This window comes from Rossellomorea aquimaris TF-12, assembly GCF_001648555.1.
GTDB classification, from domain to species: Bacteria; Bacillota; Bacilli; order Bacillales; family Bacillaceae_B; genus Rossellomorea; species Rossellomorea aquimaris.
This window is the reverse complement of record NZ_LQXM01000028.1, coordinates 97,598-116,638: the sequence shown is the minus strand read 5'-3', so window position 1 is coordinate 116,638 and position 19,041 is coordinate 97,598. Positions and strand designations below refer to the sequence as shown.

The window sequence follows — 19,041 nt, the reverse complement described above, 5'->3', positions numbered from 1 at the left end:
AAGGGGGGATTTTCTTGTCTACTTTTAAAACATACAAACCCCGAAGAGGAGGACCGTTACCTTTTCGATATGTCATCATTATCACCTTTGTCTTTTTTATGATATCCACAGGCTTCGGGTTATGGATTATTAATAGAGGGCTAAAACCAACGCTGCTATCCTATGCTGAAACCCAAACGAGTACAATTGGGACAACGGTTATCAACAAAGCCATTAATAAAAAAGTTTCTGGTAATCTTGATTTAGAAGAAATAACAGAGGAAGTAAAAGATTCAGAAGGGAATGTCGTTTCGCTTCGCTTTAATACTCAGAAAATTAATCGGGTACTGGGAGAAATCACGAACCTGGTACAATTAAATCTTAGAGAAGCAGAAGAAGGAAATATTGAGAATTTAGAATTTATTACGGATGTAGAAATTGATGAAGAAGAGTCGAAAGCGTCAAAAGGCATTGTATATTCTGTCCCGTTAGGTCAAGCAACAAACAATGCATTACTAGGGAACTTAGGTCCGAGAGTTCCTGTACGGTTTCACTCTATCGGAAATGTTCGTTCAGATATTAAACATACGGTAGAGCCTTTTGGAATTAATAATGCCCTGGTAAAAGTGTATATACATCTTGAAGTAAATGTGCAAATTATTATTCCATTTGCTACCAAAACCGAAACGATCACTCAAGATATTTTAGTGGCAATGGATACGGTTCATCTGGATGTTCCACAATTTTTCAACAATGGTGGGGATGGAGGAGGAACGTCGATTCAGCTTCCTACTAATTAATCGAATAAAAAAGTTGTCAAAAGATTGATAGTTTGTTATATTAGAAAAGGAAAATTTGATAAAACACCACATCATCAGTCCGATGGGGTAGAGGCGCAGAGTTCAAAAGTAAGCTGTTTGAGGATGACAACGTAGAAAACAGACGAAAGGGAACTTTTGCCGAAGTAAATATAACTTGTCAAAAGTATATTTGCTGGGGTTATCTTAAATAAGGATAACACTGTCATTATAGGGAAATCTCTATAATGGGGAGCTACAGATCGTGATGGAGCACTTACATTACTAATAAAGGTAATGATAGGATTCTCTATCTTTACCTTTTTTTATTATATCCTCTGTCATGCTACGATGGTTCCCCCCTATCAAATAGGAGGAGGACACTATGGAAAACACGATTTACTCATTATTACCACCCCTTTTAGCCATTCTTATGGTTATTCTCACAAGACGGGTTCTACTCTCATTAGGAGTTGGAATTGTCGCTTCTGCATTTCTTTTAGCAGATTTCTCAATTACAAAAACATTTAGCTTTATGTGGGACGCCTTTAAAGGCATTTTTGTCTCAGACGGAGCCTTAAACACGTGGAATGTATACATTATCTTTTTCTTACTCATTCTTGGTGTCATCACAGCATTTGTGAATATTTCAGGCGGTAGCCGTGCATTCGGTGAATGGGCAATGAAACGTGTGAAGACAAGAAAGGGTGCACAGCTTTTAGCGGCCGTATTAGGTATTATCATTTTTATTGATGATTATTTTAACGCCCTTGCCGTTGGACAAGTTTCTCGTCCCATTACAGATCGTCACAAAATTTCCCGTGCAAAATTAGCATACATTATTGATTCAACTTCAGCACCAATTTGTGTTGTTTCTCCCGTGTCTAGTTGGGGAGCATATATTATTGGAATTATTGGAACAATTCTTGCAGCCCACAACATTACAGAATACACAGCATTCTCAGCGTTCATTCAAATGATACCAATGAACCTATATGTATGGGCAGCTATCTTACTTGTTGTCATGGTAGCGTGGAAAGGTCTAGACTTCGGTAAAATGAAAGAACACGAAGACCGAGCTTTAAAAACAGGTGATCTATATGATCCTCAAAAAGATATTCCTGGTGAACTGAAGAACGATTTACCTGTAAGTTCAAAAGGGACAGTAGGAGATCTTGCTTGGCCTATTATAGCTCTAGTAATTGGAACGGTTGGTATGATGCTATTTACAGGTTATCAAGCAGTAGGTGAATTTAATTTACTACCTGTTTTTGAAAATACAGATGTTACAAAATCATTATTATATGGTGGATTATTTGGTCTTGTCGTTGCCCTTATCTTCTTCCTACGCCAAGTTATCTTAAACGGAATTGAAGGAAAAGCAGTTGGGGTTGCAGTAGTTGAAGGAATCAAATCAATGCTGCCAGCTGTCTATATTTTAATATTTGCATGGACAATCGTTACTTTGATTGATCAGCTTCAAACTGGAACATACTTAGCAGGTTTAGTTGAACAGTCCAGTCTGCCTATGGGAGCACTGCCGGTCATCTTATTCTTAGTAGCTGGAGTTATGGCCTTCTCAACAGGAACGTCTTGGGGATCTTTCGGAATCCTACTTCCAATCGCAGGAGAAATTGCAGCTGCAACGGATGTGAGTATTTTACTTCCATCTATGGCGGCGGTTTTAGCTGGATCTGTACTGGGAGATCATTGTTCCCCTATTTCAGATACAACGATTCTATCCTCAACGGGAGCAGGAAGTAATCATATCGATCACGTAATCACACAGCTGCCTTACGCGTTAATTGGAGCGGTTGCTGCTTCGATTGGGTACCTTGTTCTTGGTTTCACTGGAAGCACGTTATTTGGATTAGCCGTTGTAATCGTGTTAATCCTGGCATATGCTTTCCTATTTGGCAATAAAGAAGAAACAATTACAGAATAAATTGATAGTAAAACCAGAAGTGAAAGAGTCATTCACTTCTGGTTTTTTTGCTTTTTAGAATATGGGTGTTTTCGTAAACACTGTTTTAATATGAGTTATGTTAATGTCTCTATCAACAAGTGTGTACTGGAGGGAGAGGGGGAGATCACATGGAGTGTAAATCAACAACTCCTTTCTTCAATTAATAGTAAGTAAGGGCCTGGATAAATGATACGAAAAATACCCCTTCAAAAATGTTTTCATGGACACAAAATCCATTATAGTGATATAGTACTATTTTTGCTCTGAAATTCTCTTTGAAAAGAAGAAATAAAGCTTTGACAATTGTCCTAGAACTAGCTATACTGACTTTAGGTTGTGAATAATCTGAAAATATAAAAATTTCAATTACCTTTTAATTGGTAGTTGGAAAGAACTAGGGGGGAACCATATGGAGAATCGTGCCCAGTTTGGTACACGAGCAGGATTTATTTTAGCTGCGGTCGGGTCAGCGATCGGTTTAGGAAACATTTGGCGTTTTCCAGCTGTAGCGTATGAAAATGGTGGAGGAGCATTCTTTATTCCTTATTTATTTGCTCTTTTAACCGCAGGTATTCCATTATTAGTATTAGAATTCACGTTAGGACATAAGTATCGTGGTTCAGCGCCTTTATCTTATTTCCGTCTTAACAAAAAGACAGAATGGCTGGGTTGGTGGCAAGTTATTATTTCCTTTGTCATATCGACCTATTACGCTGTCATTATAGCTTGGGCAATGTCATACAGTGTGTTTGCCTTTAACCTAAGCTGGGGTACTGATACAGAAGGATTCTTATTCGGTGAGTATTTAAAGCTTTCTGTTAATCCTGGTCAAACAGGTAGTATCGTTCCAGGAGTATTTATTCCATTATTATTAGTTTGGATCATTACATTAGGCATTCTATTCAAAGGTGTAAAGAAAGGAATCGAAGTAGCGAACAAGATATTTATTCCCGCATTAGTAGTATTATTCTTAATTATTGTCGTTCGTGCTTTAACATTACCGGGAGCATTTGAAGGACTAGATGCATTCTTTAAACCGGATTTCAGTAAAATTGCCGATCCAAGTGTTTGGGTTGCAGCATATGGTCAAATTTTCTTCAGTTTATCCATCGCTTTTGCGATTATGATTACGTATTCTAGTTATCTGCCTAAGAAGTCAGATATTACGAATAATGCCTTTATTACTGGTTTTAGTAACTCAGGTTTTGAATTACTTGCTGGTATTGGAGTGTTTGCTGCATTAGGTTTCATGGCTCAATCTCAAGGTGTAGCAGTTCAAGATGTTGTAAGTGGAGGAGTGGGGCTTGCATTCGTCGTATTCCCACAAATCATTAACGAATTTCCAGCACTCAATGGTCTATTTGGATTCTTATTCTTTGCGTCTCTAGTGTTAGCTGGGTTGTCTTCACTTATTTCAATCACAGAGACGTATGTAGCAGGTGTATCAGAGAAATTTGGTATCACTCGTACAAAAGCCGTTCTATTTGGTGGAGGATTATCAGCAGTCATCTCTATTTTATTCGCAACTCAAGGCGGATTATTATTCTTAGATGTGGCGGATTATTTCATTAACCAATTTGGTATTGCCTTTGTTGGATTAGTTGAAGTAGTTGTCATTGCGTGGTTCTTACGTAAGCTAAAACCATTTGAAGAACATGCAAATGGTGTTTCAGATATTCAACTTGGATCTTGGTGGAAGATATGCTTAGGTGTTATCACACCAATCGTTCTAGGTTGGATGATGTTCGGTTTATTCAAAATGAACCTTTTAAAAGAATTTGAAACGGAAACAGGTAACTATGGAGGCTATTCAGATGCCTTTATTCTATACAGTGGGTGGTTTGTTGCAGCCTTCGCAATTATCGCCGGTGTAGCCTTTACCTTTAAACGCTGGCATGCAAAAACGGATGCTGAAAGCTATAAGGAGGTAAGCTAACATGACTGGTAGTGCGATTGTAATGGCGATTGTTGGTATTGTAATCATTTGGGGTGGATTAGCAGCAAGTATCTTAAATGCTGTTTCCAAATCTAAAAAACAAGTGTAATCGTATAGAAGCAGACGATGGTATGACCATTGTCTGCTTCTTTTAACGTTTTCTACTCTTCATTCTTTCTTGGCGTTCCCACATTCTTAAATGTGGATACGGATCAAAAGACCATTCTGTATAGCCGTTATCCTTGTACATTCCATAATGTAAATGGGGAGGGAATTTACCTGATGTTCCAGGTGGACCATAACCAGAACTACCTACTCCCCCTATCAACATACCGGGTTCAACTACTTGACCAACTTGAAGGTCCTTAGCAAACCCGCTTAGATGGGCAAAGTAATGGTAGGTGTTATTAATGTCTCTAATTCCAATTCTCCAGCCTCCATAGCGATTCCAGCCCTTCATTTCGATAATGCCATAGGAAGTGGCTCGGACTGGAACCCCGTAATCTGCAAAGAGATCTGTTCCTTCATGAATTCTTCGGCCACCCCAGCCACGAGCGTCACCCCAAGTGTTTCGATAGCTGTAATTAAATCGAAGTGGAAGAGGGAATGCCTTCTGATTTAGATGAATGGTGCCATATTGTTTATATATCTTCGCGTTCCCCATGATTATACTTACAGTCTTATCCCGCTTGTAATAGTTCCATAATGCCAGTTTAAAGTTATCTCGATCAATTCCATAGGTCAAGACATAATCAGTAAAGGCTGTTAATATGTCTTCATCATTTTTAAGGCTGGCCTTTCCATCATAATCCCCATCCCTTCCCACTCCTTGAAAAAGAGTGATGGTCTTAGGGTTTTCATCTTCCAAATTCGGATTTAAAGGTCCGACCCATTTTTCCTGATCCATATGAATGGATATAAGAGAAGTCGGTTTTTCTCGATCCTTACGAGCAAAGCGGAGACTACGTTCGTATTGATCAACCGCGGCTAAGTAATACCATGGGATCTGAGTGAGGGCTTCAGCTTTTTGGAATAGCTCCATTCTCTTTGTGTGAATTTGTTCCTCAGACAGTTTTTCTTCGGCAAACGTTTGATAAGGAGAAGTGAATAAACAAATCACCACAAAGGCCATGACCAATCGTTTGTACAAAATAATCCCTCCTTATTTAGAGACCTACTTCTAGTTTGTTTCTTATTGCAGGAATCATAATCATCAATAAATGGTAATAGGGTATCACATGCTTGTTTTCATTTTTTTAGTATGATAAAGTGACAAAAGAAGTATATTGATGATGGCTTTATTTACATAGAATGAACGATCAAGAAAGCGTTTCACTCTTTGCCTAAATCAGAACTAGTTAGGATTGGAGATGAGAGGTATGACTAAGAAAGATGAACATATTCGTAAACCGGATTGGCTTAAAATAAAGTTAAATACGAACGATAATTATATGGGCTTAAAAAAGATGATGCGTGAAAATAATCTTCACACCGTATGTGAAGAGGCACGTTGTCCTAACATTCACGAATGCTGGGGAACAAGAAGAACAGCAACATTCATGATCCTAGGGGATATCTGTACACGTGCGTGTCGTTTCTGTGCTGTTAAAACAGGATTACCAAATGAATTAGATCTAAAGGAACCAGAGCGTGTAGCAGATTCTGTTCAATTAATGAACTTAAAACACGTAGTTATTACAGCGGTTGCACGTGATGATCTTAAAGATGGTGGTTCACAAGTATTTGCTGAAACCGTGCGTGCTATACGTCGTAAAAGCCCGTTTACTTCCATTGAAGTTTTACCATCTGATATGGGTGGGGTATTCGAAAATATCAAAACATTAATGGATGCTAAACCTGACATCATGAACTACAATGTAGAAACTGTGCGCAGACTGACTCCGAGAGTTCGTGCTCGTGCAACGTATGACCGTACTTTAGAATTCCTACGTCGCGCTAAAGAGTTAAACCCTGACATTCCAACAAAATCGAGTATCATGGTTGGCCTCGGTGAGACAAAAGAGGAAATTCTTGAAACAATGGATGACCTTCGTGCTCATCAAGTAGATATTGTGACATTAGGTCAATACTTACAACCATCGAAGAAACATCTAAAAGTTCAAAAGTATTACCATCCAGATGAATTTGCTGAATTACGTGAAGCGGCTATGGAAAAAGGCTTCAGTCACTGTGAGGCCGGTCCACTGGTACGTTCTTCATACCACGCAGACGAGCAAGTCAATGCTGCTGCAAAAGCAAGGCAAGAAGCTGGAGAACAGGAAGTTCAAAAGGCATAATGTTTAAAAAAGGACTGACTTGAAGGAGTTTTCTCTCTTTAGTCAGTCCTTTTTGAAAAGTGGAAAGATAAACTTGGATTCTACTGTTAAGCTTGTCAGTCGGGCTCCGCTTTTGTGATTGTCCAGCTCTGGCAGCTAGAGGCTCGAGGTCATAAGGTGAACCGCCTCCGCTTTTCTTTGTCTAGCTGCGCCTCCTAGTCCCTCGAGGTCACAACAGAAAAATACCATAAGGCAAAAAGCGCCTATTGGTATTTCCTGTTTTGCATGTCGGGCCTAACCAGTCGGGCTCCGCTTTTCTTTTTTAGTCCATCATATTTCCTGTTTTGTCTTGACGTTTTTGGCGATCTTTGTTGATTTTATGCACATCGTCGTCTTGCATTTCATATTTATCGTCCGTCATTTCGCCGTTGGCATTTTCACCAGCATCTATGTTTCTTCCTTGAGGAGATGCTTGGAGCATGAGGTTAATGGTATCATCAATGGCTGTGTTTACGTTGCGACTATCACTATCCATTTTTGCTAAGTTTTCTACATTCCTCATCAGGTTTTTATCATCTGTTACATACACGTGATACCAGCGAGGAACAACAGACATAGCTGTTTTTTTCACTTGATCGGCTACTTCAAAGCGTGCGTCCTTGTCTTTCTTATCTGTCACGTATGAAACTAACACTTCTTCGTCTGTGACAAGAGTAGAACAATCTTTTACATTTGGAAGGGCAACGCTCATTTTACTAATGCTATCAGCCACTTGTTCACGGTTAATACTATACATATTATCATTTGAAATGGTACGTCCTTGAATCGGGCTCTTCTGCTGACGAACATAACCGAAATCTTCACTACGTTGAGTTTTATCTTTACTTGGATTATTGTAAAGATCTTCTTGGTCATTTACGTTAATGGTATTTCCATTATCATGAAACAGTTCTTCATTCGCCGTATCGATCCCGTTACAGGCCGCACCAATTAGTGAAAAACTTAAAATGGTCGTACCTAAAATTAATTTGTTCAACTTAAACACCCCCTATTTGATAGGGTGACCAACTTGTATGTAAATTTTCATAGTAATTAATGGGCAATCCGTTATAATTTAAGATAAGGAAATGAAAGTAGGTGGATGCGATGATCTGTGTACAGAATACATGCTACGAAATTGTTGAGGAATATCGAGAGGGATTCAACGAAGAAGCATTTAAGGAAAGATACAGTGATATTTTAAGCAAATACGATTATATTCTTGGTGATTGGGGATACGGTCAATTGCGACTAAAGGGTTTCTTTGATGACCATAATCAAAAGGCGTCATTTGATACGAAAATCAGCACACACAAGGATTATCTGTATGAGTATTGTAATTTTGGCTGCGCTTATTTTATGGTAAAAAAAATAAATAAATAGTGGTGAAAAAGGAACAAACGATGAAAAGTTTGTTCCTTTTTGTATAGGTTTCTACAAGAGGTACTTGTTTATTTGTTTTCGGTATAAGGAGGTTCCTCGTTTCGATCAGGATCAGCATGGACGGGGTGTGAACCTGGTTCTTGACGTGGAATATCCTGATGCAAAGATTTATTCTCATAGTTGAAGGCACTATAATATCGCTGTCCCTTTTCCCATGGAGTACTTTTGTTTTCAACTGGAGTATGTTTCCCTCTTGGACTGCCATACGGCCCTTCTGGTAGGGTTTCGGGAACGATAAAGTTTTGATACGTTTCTACGTTAGAGAAATCACTGTATGCTTCGTCTTCTTTATCCCTTGAGTTAGGATCTTTACTCAATGTGTCTCCCACCTTTCATACAATTAGTATGTGTGAGTGAGTTATACTTCATTCGTTCAAAAGGGGAAAGATACCTGCAAGAGATATAAGCTATAGAATGATTTCGCTTAAAAACTCCCTCAATTCATTCGCTTCCTCTTCTGTTAGTTTAAAGACCCTTTCAACATATCCAGGTTCTTCTAAATCATCTCTACCCATAATGGCAAAGAGGCTGCCTTGTAAATCTAATACTAATGACTTTCCATAATAACGATCGGTTTGAACGATGGCTAAATCATAACGTTGTTCCTCTCCCATAAAGCTAACAAACCGAGTTCTCGTGTTTTCCATATCATCATATAAGTAAAATCGTTCAGTCATCACGATTGTCCTCCTCTATTGATTACTTTCACCATCATAACAAAATCTGTCAAGGAATGCAGGACAGAAGGATGATTTCCTACTGATAGCTTGAATATAAACAATTATGTTAAAATAAAAAGTGATGATTTTGATCTTTAAGAGGTGAAAGTAATGTATTTTGTAGACAGAGAGAAAATTGAAGCAACATTAGTATATATGAGTGACCAATTAACAATCCTACAGAGCCATGATCAATGGAAATCTACTGTAGAAAAATTAGCACTTGAAAGAATAGCTCATACCCTAACTGAATCTGTACTTGATGTAGGAAATAGCATGATTGACGGATTTATCATGAGAGATCCAGGGAGCTATGATGATATTATTGATATTCTTTTAGATGAGAATGTGATTAACAATGCAATGGGGAAAGACCTTAAACTACTCGTCAAGGAGCGCAAAGGACTGGTACAAGAATATATTTCTGTGAAGCATGATGAACTACATACCACTCTTAAAAGCATATCCTCCTCTTTAGAGGAGTTTCCTCAATGTGTTCGAGCTTATCTTGAAAATGAACTTGGTCCAGTATCTGCTTTTAAAAATTAAAATAAAGAAAACGCTTTCTGGTTTAAGGAAAGCGTTTTCTTTATTTGGAATGAAGTAATGGGATATACTACAAGCAAGAAAAATGGAGGTACATAATGAAACAATACAAAGGGTATTTAATCGATTTAGATGGAACGATGTATAAAGGGAAGGAAAAGATAGAAGAAGCTGGAGATTTTGTTCACCGTTTACAGGAAAAGGGTCTACCGTATCTGTTTGTAACGAATAATTCCTCAAGGACACCAAAGCAGGTTGCTGAAAAGCTTCAATCTTTTGATATTCCAGCCTCAAAGGAACAGGTATTTACCACTTCAATGGCAACGGCTCAATTTATTTCTCAGCAAAAATCCAATGGAACGGCCTATGTCATTGGTGAAGAAGGAATTCGCTCTGCCCTTCAAGAGAAAGGGATAACGTTAAAGGAAGAAAACCCCGATTTTGTTGTTGTGGGTATTGACAGAGATATTAACTATGAAAAGCTTGCCCTGGCCTGTTTAGGAGTAAGAAATGGTGCTACATTTATTTCAACTAATGGGGATATTGCTATTCCAACAGAAAGAGGACTGCTACCTGGAAACGGTTCACTCACGTCTGTTGTAACGGTTTCTACTCAAACAGAACCAATATTTATTGGAAAACCCGAATCGATTATTATGGAACAAGCATTATCTGTATTAGGAGTAGCGAAAGAAGATACGTTAATGGTTGGAGACAATTATGATACGGATATTTTAGCCGGGATTCATGCTGGATTAGATACGTTGCTCGTCCATACAGGAGTAACGACGAAAGAGGGTTTACGTCAAAAAGGAATACAACCAACTTATACAATTGATTCATTAGATCAATGGGATGTTTAATAGTAAAAGGTGGAGACTATACAATCTTCACCTTTTTTGTAAGTCGAAAAAAGAGTGTCTATAACATATTCATGATAGACAATTATAGTATGTATAGGTAAAATATAACTAGTGTTTAAGTAGTAACGAAAATACATTTTAATTATGTTAAGAGTAAGCACATAGATTTATTCAAACCTTCTTCTAATATAAGAATAATTACTCCTTGAGAATCACTAGATTTTCTTCTATTTAACTAACTTATCCTATTAATATATTTGAATGATTTATTAGGTCAAGGAATTGAGTCTTGAAGCAATCCAATAATGTATCCTTTTGAAATTGATACCCAATAAAATTAATTGAACGATTTTAGATTTTTATGTGTATGTGTGTTTAAGTAGGGTAAACAACTAATGAAGATGATTAGTAGGGGACTATTAGCATTGATACCTTTTCAATTTCTAACTATTCTTTACGAAAATTAACAACTTTAAGAGTGAAGTCATTGTTTCTTGATTATTGAAACAACAACATTCGTCATTTCTAAAGAATATTTAAAAGGGTAGTGAGGTAATGAGTATTACAGAAGTTGTAGGAAAGAAAATTAGACACCATAGAAGATCGAAGGAAATAACAATACAAGAATTAAGTCGAAAATGTGGTTTGACGGTTAATTATATTTCGTTAATTGAAAAGGGAGAAGCTAATCCATCCTTAAACAAATTAAATGCCATAGTTAGTTCGTTACAAGTCAATTGGTCAGATATTATGCCCTCTAATGAAGAACAAAAGAGCACACAAATAAAACAATAGGGTTATTACTGAACTATATTTCTTTTTACTAATTCTTGTTCAATTAATTTAATGAACTCTTGGTTAAGATTTAACAATTTCGCTTTTTTGTATGCATCAATAAGGGTTTGATCACTCAATATTTTAATGAAGTTTCACCTCGATTGTTTCCATGGCCCTGGAAACGTGGATTGGTATGTATTACGATTAGAGTGATAGCCTTTATTGGTGGACTGTGTTTTTTGGATGATACTCAATCCTACAACTATAATGGAAATAATTACAACTATATTTGTAATTATATATAATTTTTCAATACTGTGCAATAGAAAGTTAGTAAAAAGGATCTATCGATTTATTTGGAAGATAATTGAATGAGAAATTGCAGCACTTTAGCATATCAAATGTGGTTTCGAGACTGCTTTTACCACTGAAAAATCAGACGGCAATTTGCGTCTGATTTTCATTTTTTCATCCTCTATTCAGCACATTCTGCTCGGTGAGCTAACCGACTTGAGGCAGCCGCCGCGATCGCTCCCACGATATCATCTAAAAATGTATGACACATTCCAGAAGATTTATCATTTAATCTTTCCAACACACCAGGCTTTTGTTTATCGATATAACCATAGTTTGTAAATCCGATGGATCCATACACATTCACGATCGAGAAAGCTAAGATTTCATCTACCCCATATAAGCCTTCATCCACTTCAATGATAGACTGCAAAGGTTCTTCCAACATCTTCTTTTCAGCTAAAATGTCCAGTTGAATTCCCGTTAAAATAGCATTTTGAACTTCTCTTTTTGTTAAAACACGCTCAACATTATATACACATTCTTCTAATTCTAAATCAGGATGATATTTTTGCTGAAGGTACATGACTAGCTGAGCAATTTCCTCAATGCTCACTCCTCTGTTAAGTAACCACTGACGTGCTGTTTTTTCTAATAAATCCATCGATTTCTTGTCCTTCATCCTTTTCACCTTTTCCTTGATAGTTAATAAAACCCCTATTTCGATTAGACGAAGCCTTGTTTTTACTCATATGAATTCCCTTTAATAAATAGACATAATAATAGCTTCTATTCTCTTTTTTGCCCATCTCTGGATGTGGATATTCATGTAGAGGTTTTTTTGGGAAGATTAGACTTTAAAATTAGATGGGAGAGGTCACTATGTCACGAGAAATATTAATTAATCATTTTGGATTGCATCCTGAGCGGGCGTTCTTTGATGGAATGATGGATCGATATATGGTCGGGGGATTATTATATAGTATTGTCGGTGTTTCAAATGTGGAACAGGAAACGCTGGTTGAGATTTATAAATTAACGGAGCATCTTAAATCTCAAGGAGATCGCTATGTTTCTTCTTTTGTCCCATCAAAAAATGGACGATTTCTCGTCGTAGAAAAAGAGAAAGACTACGTAGTACTTAAAAACGAATCCATTCAATCGCCTCCAGAAAAAAAACTAGGCAGAAAACTAAGCAAATTTCATGTTAGGGGACGGACCTACGAAGAGAAGGTCGTGAAAATGAATCGAATGGGTCAGTGGAAGAACTTGTGGGAGAAACGATTAAATCAGTTAGAAAAAGCCTATTATCAAGTATTGCAGGATCAACCAATTGATGAGTTTGAAAGAATGTTTCTAGAAAGTTACCCTTATTACACTGCGTTATCTGAAAATGCCATTCAATATTTAGTAGATACAGAGCTGGATGATGATCCTAAAGCAGAAGATGCAGGGACCATTTCTCATGAACGTTTTTTGCAGTCTACTTGGGGAACAGAAGTGTGTATCCATTTTCCATTTCATTGGGTATTTGACCATAGCAGTCGGGATATAGCTGAATGGGTGAGGGAAAAGTATTTTAAGAGGAGTCAAACCTTCCACCCTGACCTGCAGGAATTCATCAAGGAATATGAATCCATCTCACCACTCTCTCCCTTCGGATGGAGATTAATGTATTCTCGGTTGTTGTTCCCTCTCCATTATTTTGAATGTATTGAGGAATATTATATTTCTGATTCCGAGCAAAAAAAGAAATCCGTTGAAGATAAGCTGGAACGGTATTTAAAAAACTCTAAGCATTATGAATCCTTCCTTTCTGATTTTTATCATTTAGCAGAAGTACCAGTGAAGAAGTGGGGCATTCCATTAGTTGGATGGCTGTAAAACTGAACTAAGGTGAATTTTTCTTAATGTTCTTTTCGTAAAGTGTGTGGCTATCTTAGAGAAGAAATTATCTCCATGATGCTCGCTTCCCACAGGGTGGCGAGTGAGCCTCCTCTCCACGCCTGCGGGGTCTGTACCTGTCCAGCAATTCCCTTAGGAGTCTGAGTCTAGTAGCTTCCGCTCCAATCAACTTTCCCATCATGTTTCTATAAACCCTTAGCAACCAACCTTATTAAAATGAGTAGAGATTGATATCCTAGAAGAAGAATTCTGTTTTAAAGATCATGAGAGGAAATGCGTAGACTCCTCCGGAAGTACGGGCGTGCCGGAACCTTGGAAGCAAAGTTGAGGAGGGTAGGCCGAACGTTGGCTGCAAAAGGGAGAAATTTCTCTCACTATCCACCACATACTTGTTGACAAAGCCATTGGCACAACTCAAGTGATAAAACAACAATCATTATGAAAAAAACTATATGGTAAAATAGGGAGGATTATGAGGTAAAGGTAGGTCATTATATGAAGCCATCCATTTTTATTACAAGAAAGCTGCCACATTCGATAATCTGTTCCTTGGAGTCACAATATGAGGTTGAGATGTGGGAATATGAAGATGTTCCCGTACCAAGAGAAGTACTTCTAGATAAATCAAAGCATGTCTCCGCTTTATTGACTATGCTTTCAGACAATGTTGACAAGGAGCTGTTATATGGCACAGCTTCCCTAAAAGTCGTCGCTAATTTAGCTGTAGGGTACGACAATATTGATCTAAAAGCAGCTGGAAATCTCGGAATTATCGTTTGTAATACCCCAGATGTATTAACAGAAACGACAGCTGATTTGACCTTTGGCTTACTGATGGCGACGGGTCGCCGTCTAATTGAAGGGGATCGATACATTAGAGAAGGTCGGTGGAAAAGCTGGTCCCCCCTTTTGTTAGCTGGAACAGACATACACCATAAAACAATTGGAATTGTGGGAATGGGTAGTATTGGTGAAGGAGTGGCAAGAAGAGCAAAAGGATTTAACATGAATATTCTCTATCACAATCGATCAAGAAAATACGAAGCAGAAGAGAGAATTGGAGCAGTTTATACTTCCTTTAATGACCTTCTTGCTCATTCAGATTTTGTTGTCATTCTTGCACCCTTAACTGAAGATACAAAAGGAATGTTTCAAAGAGAACAGTTTATTAAGATGAAGAATACAGCCATTCTTATTAACGCAGCCCGTGGTCCTATTGTAAACGAAGAAGCTTTAGTGGAAGCATTGAAAACAGGGGAAATTGCAGGAGCTGGATTAGATGTATTTCAAGAGGAACCGATTGATCCCCAGCATCCTCTTTTATCAATGGAGAATGTAGTGGCAGTTCCTCATATCGGTAGCTCATCAAAAGAAACACGATTTAACATGATGAGCCTATGTGTTGAAAATATTGAAGCTGTATTAAATGGGGAATCACCAAAAACTCCTGTGAAATGAGATTAACCATACGGAAAAATGCTTATGAAAAAGCCCAAATCCAGTTTGGATTTGGGCGATAAATTAAAATACTTGTTCTACTTCAACGATACCTGGAACCTCTTCAACAAGTGCGCGTTCAATACCTGCTTTTAACGTGATAGTCGAACTTGGACAGCTTCCGCAAGCACCTAAAAGGCGAAGCTTTACGATACCATCTTCAACGTCTACTAGTTCACAGTCTCCACCATCGCGAAGTAGGAACGGACGTAATTTATCTAAAACTTCCTGTACGGACGCAACCGTTTCTTGATCAGCCATAATTATCTACTCCTTTCCTTACTCTCTATTATAATGACATATTCCTAAAAAATCTATCAACCTGCAAACAATTGGGAATTTCTTTTTTTTAAAGCTGTTTTCGTAAACTTTGTTGATAAGTGGAGACTAAGCTGATGACTGTTCTCATAAATGGGCAGAGATTCCCAACATTAATTCGTACATAAGTGTTCCCACATTTCCGTTTTTTTTGTAAAATGAAAATAAGAGGGGAATAAAGGGGAGATTATGATGGAGCGTAAACCAGTTCAAATACACGTCTATGGTGCCGAGGTACTGTGCCCTAGTTGCGTTAATTTACCATCTTCTAAAGAAACATACGAATGGCTTGAGGCTGCTGTTGGTCGCAAATATCCAAATCAACCATTTGTTATCAAATATATAGATATTTATAATCCGCCGGAAGAAGAGGATGTAAAACAATTTGCTTCAAAAGTGATTGAAGAAGATATGTTTTATCCAGTTGTTCTTCTAGAAGGAAACGTTGTAGGGGAAGGCAACCCACGACTGAAGACGATTTATTCGGAATTAGAGAAATTTGGATATAAAGCGGTTTGATTGAGGGAGCTTCTCCATGCTGGAGGGCTTTTTTTATTTTTGAGTGCCCCAAAAATGAAATGCGTGCCCATTTATTGATTTACATGCCATAAAAATAAAATGCATGCCATTTTTTAAATTTACATGCCAAAATTTCAAAATAAAGACGATTCTTCCATTTTCGACATATCTCTAACACTACAAAAAAACCACACAAGGGAAACCTTGTGTGGTTTTGCTTCATCAACCATTATGGTATCGGTACATCCATAATACACCGGACTTTAGTAATCTGGCTACACGACCAGTTATGGAACGTTCATTTACTAATCCAAATCCGTGTTTCTTTCCAAGAGAACCAAGAATTCCTTTTAGTTTAATTTTAGGTAATTCTTCAGGTAATTCTTCATTCTTCCATCTCTTCAGCAATACGGTAACAATCTGCTCGGCTTGTCCTTCTGCTAATTGAGCACTAGGAGCTTGAGGCAGGCTTGCGCAATCCCCTACAACATACACATTTTCGTCTTGAGGCAGGTTATGATACTTAGTAAGGATGACGCGCCCACTGGAGTCCTTCTCAACGTCCATCTCTCTCACTACACGACTAGGTTGGATCCCTGCTGTCCATACAATGGCATCACAGAAAATTTGTTCTTCATGATTATGAAGAGTATTCGGCTCAACCTTTGTAATGTTAGAGCTATTCACAATGTCCACATCATTTTCATCAAACCAACTATGAACATAAGAACTTAAGCGCTCTGGGAAAGCATTTAGAATTCGAGGCCCACGGTCGAATAATTTAATTTTTAAATCTGATCGACTTTCACGAAGCTCACTTGCAAGCTCAATGCCGCTTAGGCCGGCTCCAACTATTCCAACAATGGAACCGGCTGGGAGGTTACACAGTGTTTGGTAAGTTCTACGAGATCGTTCAATGGTTTGGATACTAAAAGTAAATTCATCAGCACCTGGCACATTGTGATATTTGTCTTCACAGCCTAATCCAACCACCAGGTCATCATAGGAAACGGGATCTTGATCTTTCATGTGAACAAGCTTGTTTTTCATATCAATCCCTGAGATATCTCCATAAACATAGTTTAATCGAGAATGTTCCGGGAATGATACCCTTACATGTTGGTCTGAAATGGTACCTGCGGCCAGGGCGTAATACTCGGTCTTAAGACAATGATATGGGTTGCGGTCAATGAGTGTTATTGACACATCATCGGGTAATTGATTAGGTAATAAGCGAAGAAGAACACGCATGTTGCCATATCCTCCGCCAAGCAAAACTAATTGTTTCATGAAAATTTCCCCTTTTGCACTCTACGTATAGTCGAAATAGTGTGTTAATATATCAATTAATGGTCCCTTTATCCTTAAGTTTAAGGACAGACATGTTGTTACATAAGGGTCCTGAAAAAGTAAGCATTTTCAATATGATTCATAATTAGAAGGTTTTCATCATATGTAAACCTATTAACATTAAAAGTATATCGAAATAATGGCGTTTTCACAATAAAAATAAGGGAAAATGTTCACAATCTGTTATACGAATAGATAAAACACAATGATTGACGATTTTTTCGAAAAAAGGTAGCATAACAAAGAGTAGTGAGGTGATAGAATTGAAACCTATTATAGAATTTTGTATAAGTAATCTTGCTAGTGGTGCGCAAAAGGCGCTTGAAATATTAGAAAGAGACCCAAATTTCGATGTCATTGAGTATGGGTGTTTAGGTTATTGTGGGAAGTGTGCCCAATCCCTTTATGCTCTTGTGAATGGAGAAGTGGTAACAGGAGATACACCAGAAGAATTGGTGGAAAATATCTATCAATTTCTTGAGGAAAACCCAATGTTTTAATAGTACTTTAGAGCGGATCCTAGGATCTGCTCTATTTTTTTGACGTTTTACAGCAGGAATTTCCCATCTTTAAAGGAAAATAATGTACAGGAGGTTGATGGCCAATGAGTTATTTTCAAGGTGTTATGCAAACGAATGTAATGGTAAGTGATATGAGAAGGGCAAAAAAATGGTATTCAGAACTTCTTGGGTTAAAAGTGGATAAGGACTATGGCACGACAGTAGTGTTTTCATTTGGGAGTAGTGAGTCTCTTGGTACAATCTGTTTAATCGAGAAAGTAAATAGTCATACAGATGACGACTCTACTTACCCGGTTTTGCAGATTTCGCATCCATACAAGGATGTGCTATACCAGACATTAAAGGATAATGAGGTGAAGGTAGAAGAGAATCCAAGTCACCCAAGCCATTTTATATTTTACGATTGTGATGGAAATAAGCTTGAAGCCTACTGTTCTGGAATATATGAAGAAAACTAGAGTTATAAAAAACTCTAGTTTTTCTTTTATATCGTTTTTGCCTGCTTATATATTTCTCTCATTTCAAACCAACGATCTTTAGCCATTTCGACGATTTTAGGTTCAGTAGAAAGATGTTGTTTTTCAATTACTCTTGAAAAGTATTTTACCGCTTCATCATATTTTTCCTGTCTTCGGAGTAGTTCTGCAATTAGATATAGAAGCTTCGTCTCAGACATAGAAGAGCCTGTGAAATCATCATTTATATACGAGTCGATATATTCGTGAGTGGCAAGATTAATAAAGCGTCTTTCTTGCTCATGATTTTTTATTTTACGGTAAAGCCATGCCGTTCGAAGATATAAACCGGCAATTGTGACTTTTTTTTCTTTTTTAATTAATGCACAATATGCAGCAAGCTTATATGTTTTAATGGCATCCTCCACATTTCGATTACTCCCGTAGTCTTGTGGATGCCAATGCTGACTGATTTTGGCTTCGAGGTCTGATTTTAGAACGGGAACAATATATTTAGTGAATTCATCTGTAAAGGAAAAACCGCAATGAGGACAAACGTTTACATTGTAAAGTAAAGGGTTTACTTCGTCAGAATCGTACAAGGGGCAAAAATCGCTGTCATATCCAGTAACTTTAACAAACCTGGAACGGATTCTAGTCGTCGTATACGAATGCTTACAGGCTATACATTGAACTTTTCGATCATAGAAAGCTGATACTTTCGTCATGTTCCTCACCTCTATAACGGAATTCTTTTATTTATTATAACGCGAAATGAGTAAAACGGACTAGTCTTTTCGTTTAAAATATGAGTAATATGACATAGTCGATTCCAACTTTA

The 19,041-nt window shown here is 37.6% G+C and carries 23 protein-coding genes and 1 riboswitch; of the genes, 14 read left to right on the top strand and 9 right to left on the bottom strand.

Features of this window, described 5'->3' with window-relative positions; all coding sequences use genetic code 11:
- Window positions 1–14: 14 nt before the first annotated feature.
- The 4 genes from yunB to IQI_RS20630 all read left to right on the top strand — a co-directional run bounded on the left by yunB (window position 15) and on the right by IQI_RS20630 (window position 4,787).
- The gene (gene yunB / locus IQI_RS11955; RefSeq protein ID WP_064092876.1) at window positions 15–779 is read left to right on the top strand and encodes a sporulation protein YunB; all 765 of its coding nucleotides are present in this window, start codon (window positions 15–17) and stop codon (window positions 777–779) included.
- Between the two features lie 80 nt (window positions 780–859).
- Window positions 860–1,043, top strand: a riboswitch (Lysine riboswitch).
- A 118-nt stretch (window positions 1,044–1,161) separates the two neighbouring features.
- On the top strand, window positions 1,162–2,721 hold the full coding sequence (locus tag IQI_RS11950; protein ID WP_064092875.1) for a Na+/H+ antiporter NhaC family protein: 1,560 nt from the start codon (window positions 1,162–1,164) through the stop codon (window positions 2,719–2,721).
- 430 nt (window positions 2,722–3,151) lie between these two features.
- Entirely contained in the window at window positions 3,152–4,678 is a 1,527-nt protein-coding gene (locus IQI_RS11945; protein ID WP_064092874.1) for a sodium-dependent transporter, read from the top strand.
- Window position 4,679: 1 nt separating this feature from the next.
- A complete protein-coding gene (locus IQI_RS20630) occupies window positions 4,680–4,787 on the top strand; it encodes a methionine/alanine import family NSS transporter small subunit (RefSeq protein WP_156509890.1) in 108 nt (35 codons plus the stop codon).
- 42 nt (window positions 4,788–4,829) lie between these two features.
- Here IQI_RS20630 and IQI_RS11940 read toward each other — a convergent pair whose 3' ends face one another.
- A complete protein-coding gene (locus tag IQI_RS11940; protein ID WP_064093174.1) occupies window positions 4,830–5,810 on the bottom strand; it encodes a M23 family metallopeptidase in 981 nt (326 codons plus the stop codon).
- Window positions 5,811–6,057: 247 nt separating this feature from the next.
- Here IQI_RS11940 and lipA point away from each other — a divergent pair, with 247 nt between their 5' ends.
- Window positions 6,058–6,975, top strand: a complete 918-nt coding sequence (lipA, locus tag IQI_RS11935) for a lipoyl synthase (protein WP_064092873.1) — start codon at window positions 6,058–6,060, stop codon at window positions 6,973–6,975.
- 301 nt (window positions 6,976–7,276) lie between these two features.
- On the opposite strand, the gene IQI_RS11930 is transcribed toward lipA, so the two are convergent.
- On the bottom strand, window positions 7,277–7,999 hold the full coding sequence (locus IQI_RS11930; RefSeq protein WP_082892685.1) for a YhcN/YlaJ family sporulation lipoprotein: 723 nt from the start codon (window positions 7,997–7,999) through the stop codon (window positions 7,277–7,279).
- Between the two features lie 101 nt (window positions 8,000–8,100).
- Between IQI_RS11930 and IQI_RS11925 the strand changes: the two genes are divergently transcribed.
- Window positions 8,101–8,376, top strand: coding sequence for a YutD family protein (locus tag IQI_RS11925; RefSeq protein ID WP_064092871.1), 276 nt, complete (start codon window positions 8,101–8,103; stop codon window positions 8,374–8,376).
- A 68-nt stretch (window positions 8,377–8,444) separates the two neighbouring features.
- On the opposite strand, the gene IQI_RS11920 is transcribed toward IQI_RS11925, so the two are convergent.
- Both IQI_RS11920 and IQI_RS11915 read right to left on the bottom strand, forming a co-directional pair.
- Window positions 8,445–8,753 (bottom strand): hypothetical protein, encoded by a 309-nt coding sequence (locus IQI_RS11920; RefSeq protein ID WP_064092870.1) that lies wholly within the window; start codon window positions 8,751–8,753, stop codon window positions 8,445–8,447.
- 90 nt (window positions 8,754–8,843) lie between these two features.
- Window positions 8,844–9,113: a DUF3055 domain-containing protein gene (locus tag IQI_RS11915; protein ID WP_064092869.1), complete on the bottom strand. Its 270-nt coding sequence runs from the start codon at window positions 9,111–9,113 to the stop codon at window positions 8,844–8,846.
- A 153-nt stretch (window positions 9,114–9,266) separates the two neighbouring features.
- Here IQI_RS11915 and IQI_RS11910 point away from each other — a divergent pair, with 153 nt between their 5' ends.
- The 3 genes from IQI_RS11910 (at window position 9,267) to IQI_RS11900 (ending at window position 11,359) form a co-directional block, all read left to right on the top strand.
- On the top strand, window positions 9,267–9,704 hold the full coding sequence (locus tag IQI_RS11910; RefSeq protein WP_064092868.1) for a DUF86 domain-containing protein: 438 nt from the start codon (window positions 9,267–9,269) through the stop codon (window positions 9,702–9,704).
- A gap of 95 nt (window positions 9,705–9,799) precedes the next feature.
- On the top strand, window positions 9,800–10,564 hold the full coding sequence (locus IQI_RS11905) for a TIGR01457 family HAD-type hydrolase (protein ID WP_064092867.1): 765 nt from the start codon (window positions 9,800–9,802) through the stop codon (window positions 10,562–10,564).
- A gap of 555 nt (window positions 10,565–11,119) precedes the next feature.
- Complete coding sequence (locus IQI_RS11900; RefSeq protein ID WP_064092866.1) at window positions 11,120–11,359, top strand: helix-turn-helix domain-containing protein; 240 nt, start codon at window positions 11,120–11,122, stop codon at window positions 11,357–11,359.
- 5 nt (window positions 11,360–11,364) lie between these two features.
- Here the strand turns inward: IQI_RS11900 and sda are convergent, their stop codons facing one another.
- On the bottom strand, window positions 11,365–11,478 hold the full coding sequence (gene sda / locus IQI_RS20310; protein ID WP_408007420.1) for a sporulation histidine kinase inhibitor Sda: 114 nt from the start codon (window positions 11,476–11,478) through the stop codon (window positions 11,365–11,367).
- Between the two features lie 338 nt (window positions 11,479–11,816).
- Window positions 11,817–12,317 (bottom strand): phosphatidylglycerophosphatase A family protein, encoded by a 501-nt coding sequence (locus tag IQI_RS11895; RefSeq protein WP_064092865.1) that lies wholly within the window; start codon window positions 12,315–12,317, stop codon window positions 11,817–11,819.
- A 200-nt stretch (window positions 12,318–12,517) separates the two neighbouring features.
- Here IQI_RS11895 and yutH point away from each other — a divergent pair, with 200 nt between their 5' ends.
- A complete protein-coding gene (gene yutH / locus IQI_RS11890) occupies window positions 12,518–13,519 on the top strand; it encodes a spore coat putative kinase YutH (RefSeq protein WP_064092864.1) in 1,002 nt (333 codons plus the stop codon).
- A gap of 516 nt (window positions 13,520–14,035) precedes the next feature.
- Window positions 14,036–14,998, top strand: coding sequence for a 2-hydroxyacid dehydrogenase (locus IQI_RS11885; RefSeq protein WP_064092863.1), 963 nt, complete (start codon window positions 14,036–14,038; stop codon window positions 14,996–14,998).
- A gap of 63 nt (window positions 14,999–15,061) precedes the next feature.
- On the opposite strand, the gene IQI_RS11880 is transcribed toward IQI_RS11885, so the two are convergent.
- On the bottom strand, window positions 15,062–15,298 hold the full coding sequence (locus IQI_RS11880; RefSeq protein ID WP_064092862.1) for a NifU family protein: 237 nt from the start codon (window positions 15,296–15,298) through the stop codon (window positions 15,062–15,064).
- A gap of 249 nt (window positions 15,299–15,547) precedes the next feature.
- Between IQI_RS11880 and IQI_RS11875 the strand changes: the two genes are divergently transcribed.
- On the top strand, window positions 15,548–15,874 hold the full coding sequence (locus IQI_RS11875; protein WP_064092861.1) for a YuzD family protein: 327 nt from the start codon (window positions 15,548–15,550) through the stop codon (window positions 15,872–15,874).
- Window positions 15,875–16,096: 222 nt separating this feature from the next.
- Here the strand turns inward: IQI_RS11875 and IQI_RS11870 are convergent, their stop codons facing one another.
- Window positions 16,097–17,164 carry an NAD(P)/FAD-dependent oxidoreductase gene (locus IQI_RS11870; protein ID WP_064092860.1) on the bottom strand — a complete coding sequence of 356 codons (1,068 nt, stop codon included), beginning with the start codon at window positions 17,162–17,164 and terminating at the stop codon, window positions 16,097–16,099.
- A gap of 323 nt (window positions 17,165–17,487) precedes the next feature.
- On the opposite strand from IQI_RS11870, the gene IQI_RS11865 reads away from it, so the two are divergent.
- Both IQI_RS11865 and IQI_RS11860 read left to right on the top strand, forming a co-directional pair.
- A complete protein-coding gene (locus IQI_RS11865) occupies window positions 17,488–17,724 on the top strand; it encodes a YuzB family protein (protein WP_064092859.1) in 237 nt (78 codons plus the stop codon).
- A 104-nt stretch (window positions 17,725–17,828) separates the two neighbouring features.
- On the top strand, window positions 17,829–18,203 hold the full coding sequence (locus IQI_RS11860; RefSeq protein ID WP_064092858.1) for a VOC family protein: 375 nt from the start codon (window positions 17,829–17,831) through the stop codon (window positions 18,201–18,203).
- Window positions 18,204–18,229: 26 nt separating this feature from the next.
- Here the strand turns inward: IQI_RS11860 and IQI_RS11855 are convergent, their stop codons facing one another.
- The gene (locus IQI_RS11855) at window positions 18,230–18,928 is read right to left on the bottom strand and encodes a DUF2225 domain-containing protein (RefSeq protein ID WP_064092857.1); all 699 of its coding nucleotides are present in this window, start codon (window positions 18,926–18,928) and stop codon (window positions 18,230–18,232) included.
- Between the last annotated feature and the right edge of the window lie 113 nt (window positions 18,929–19,041).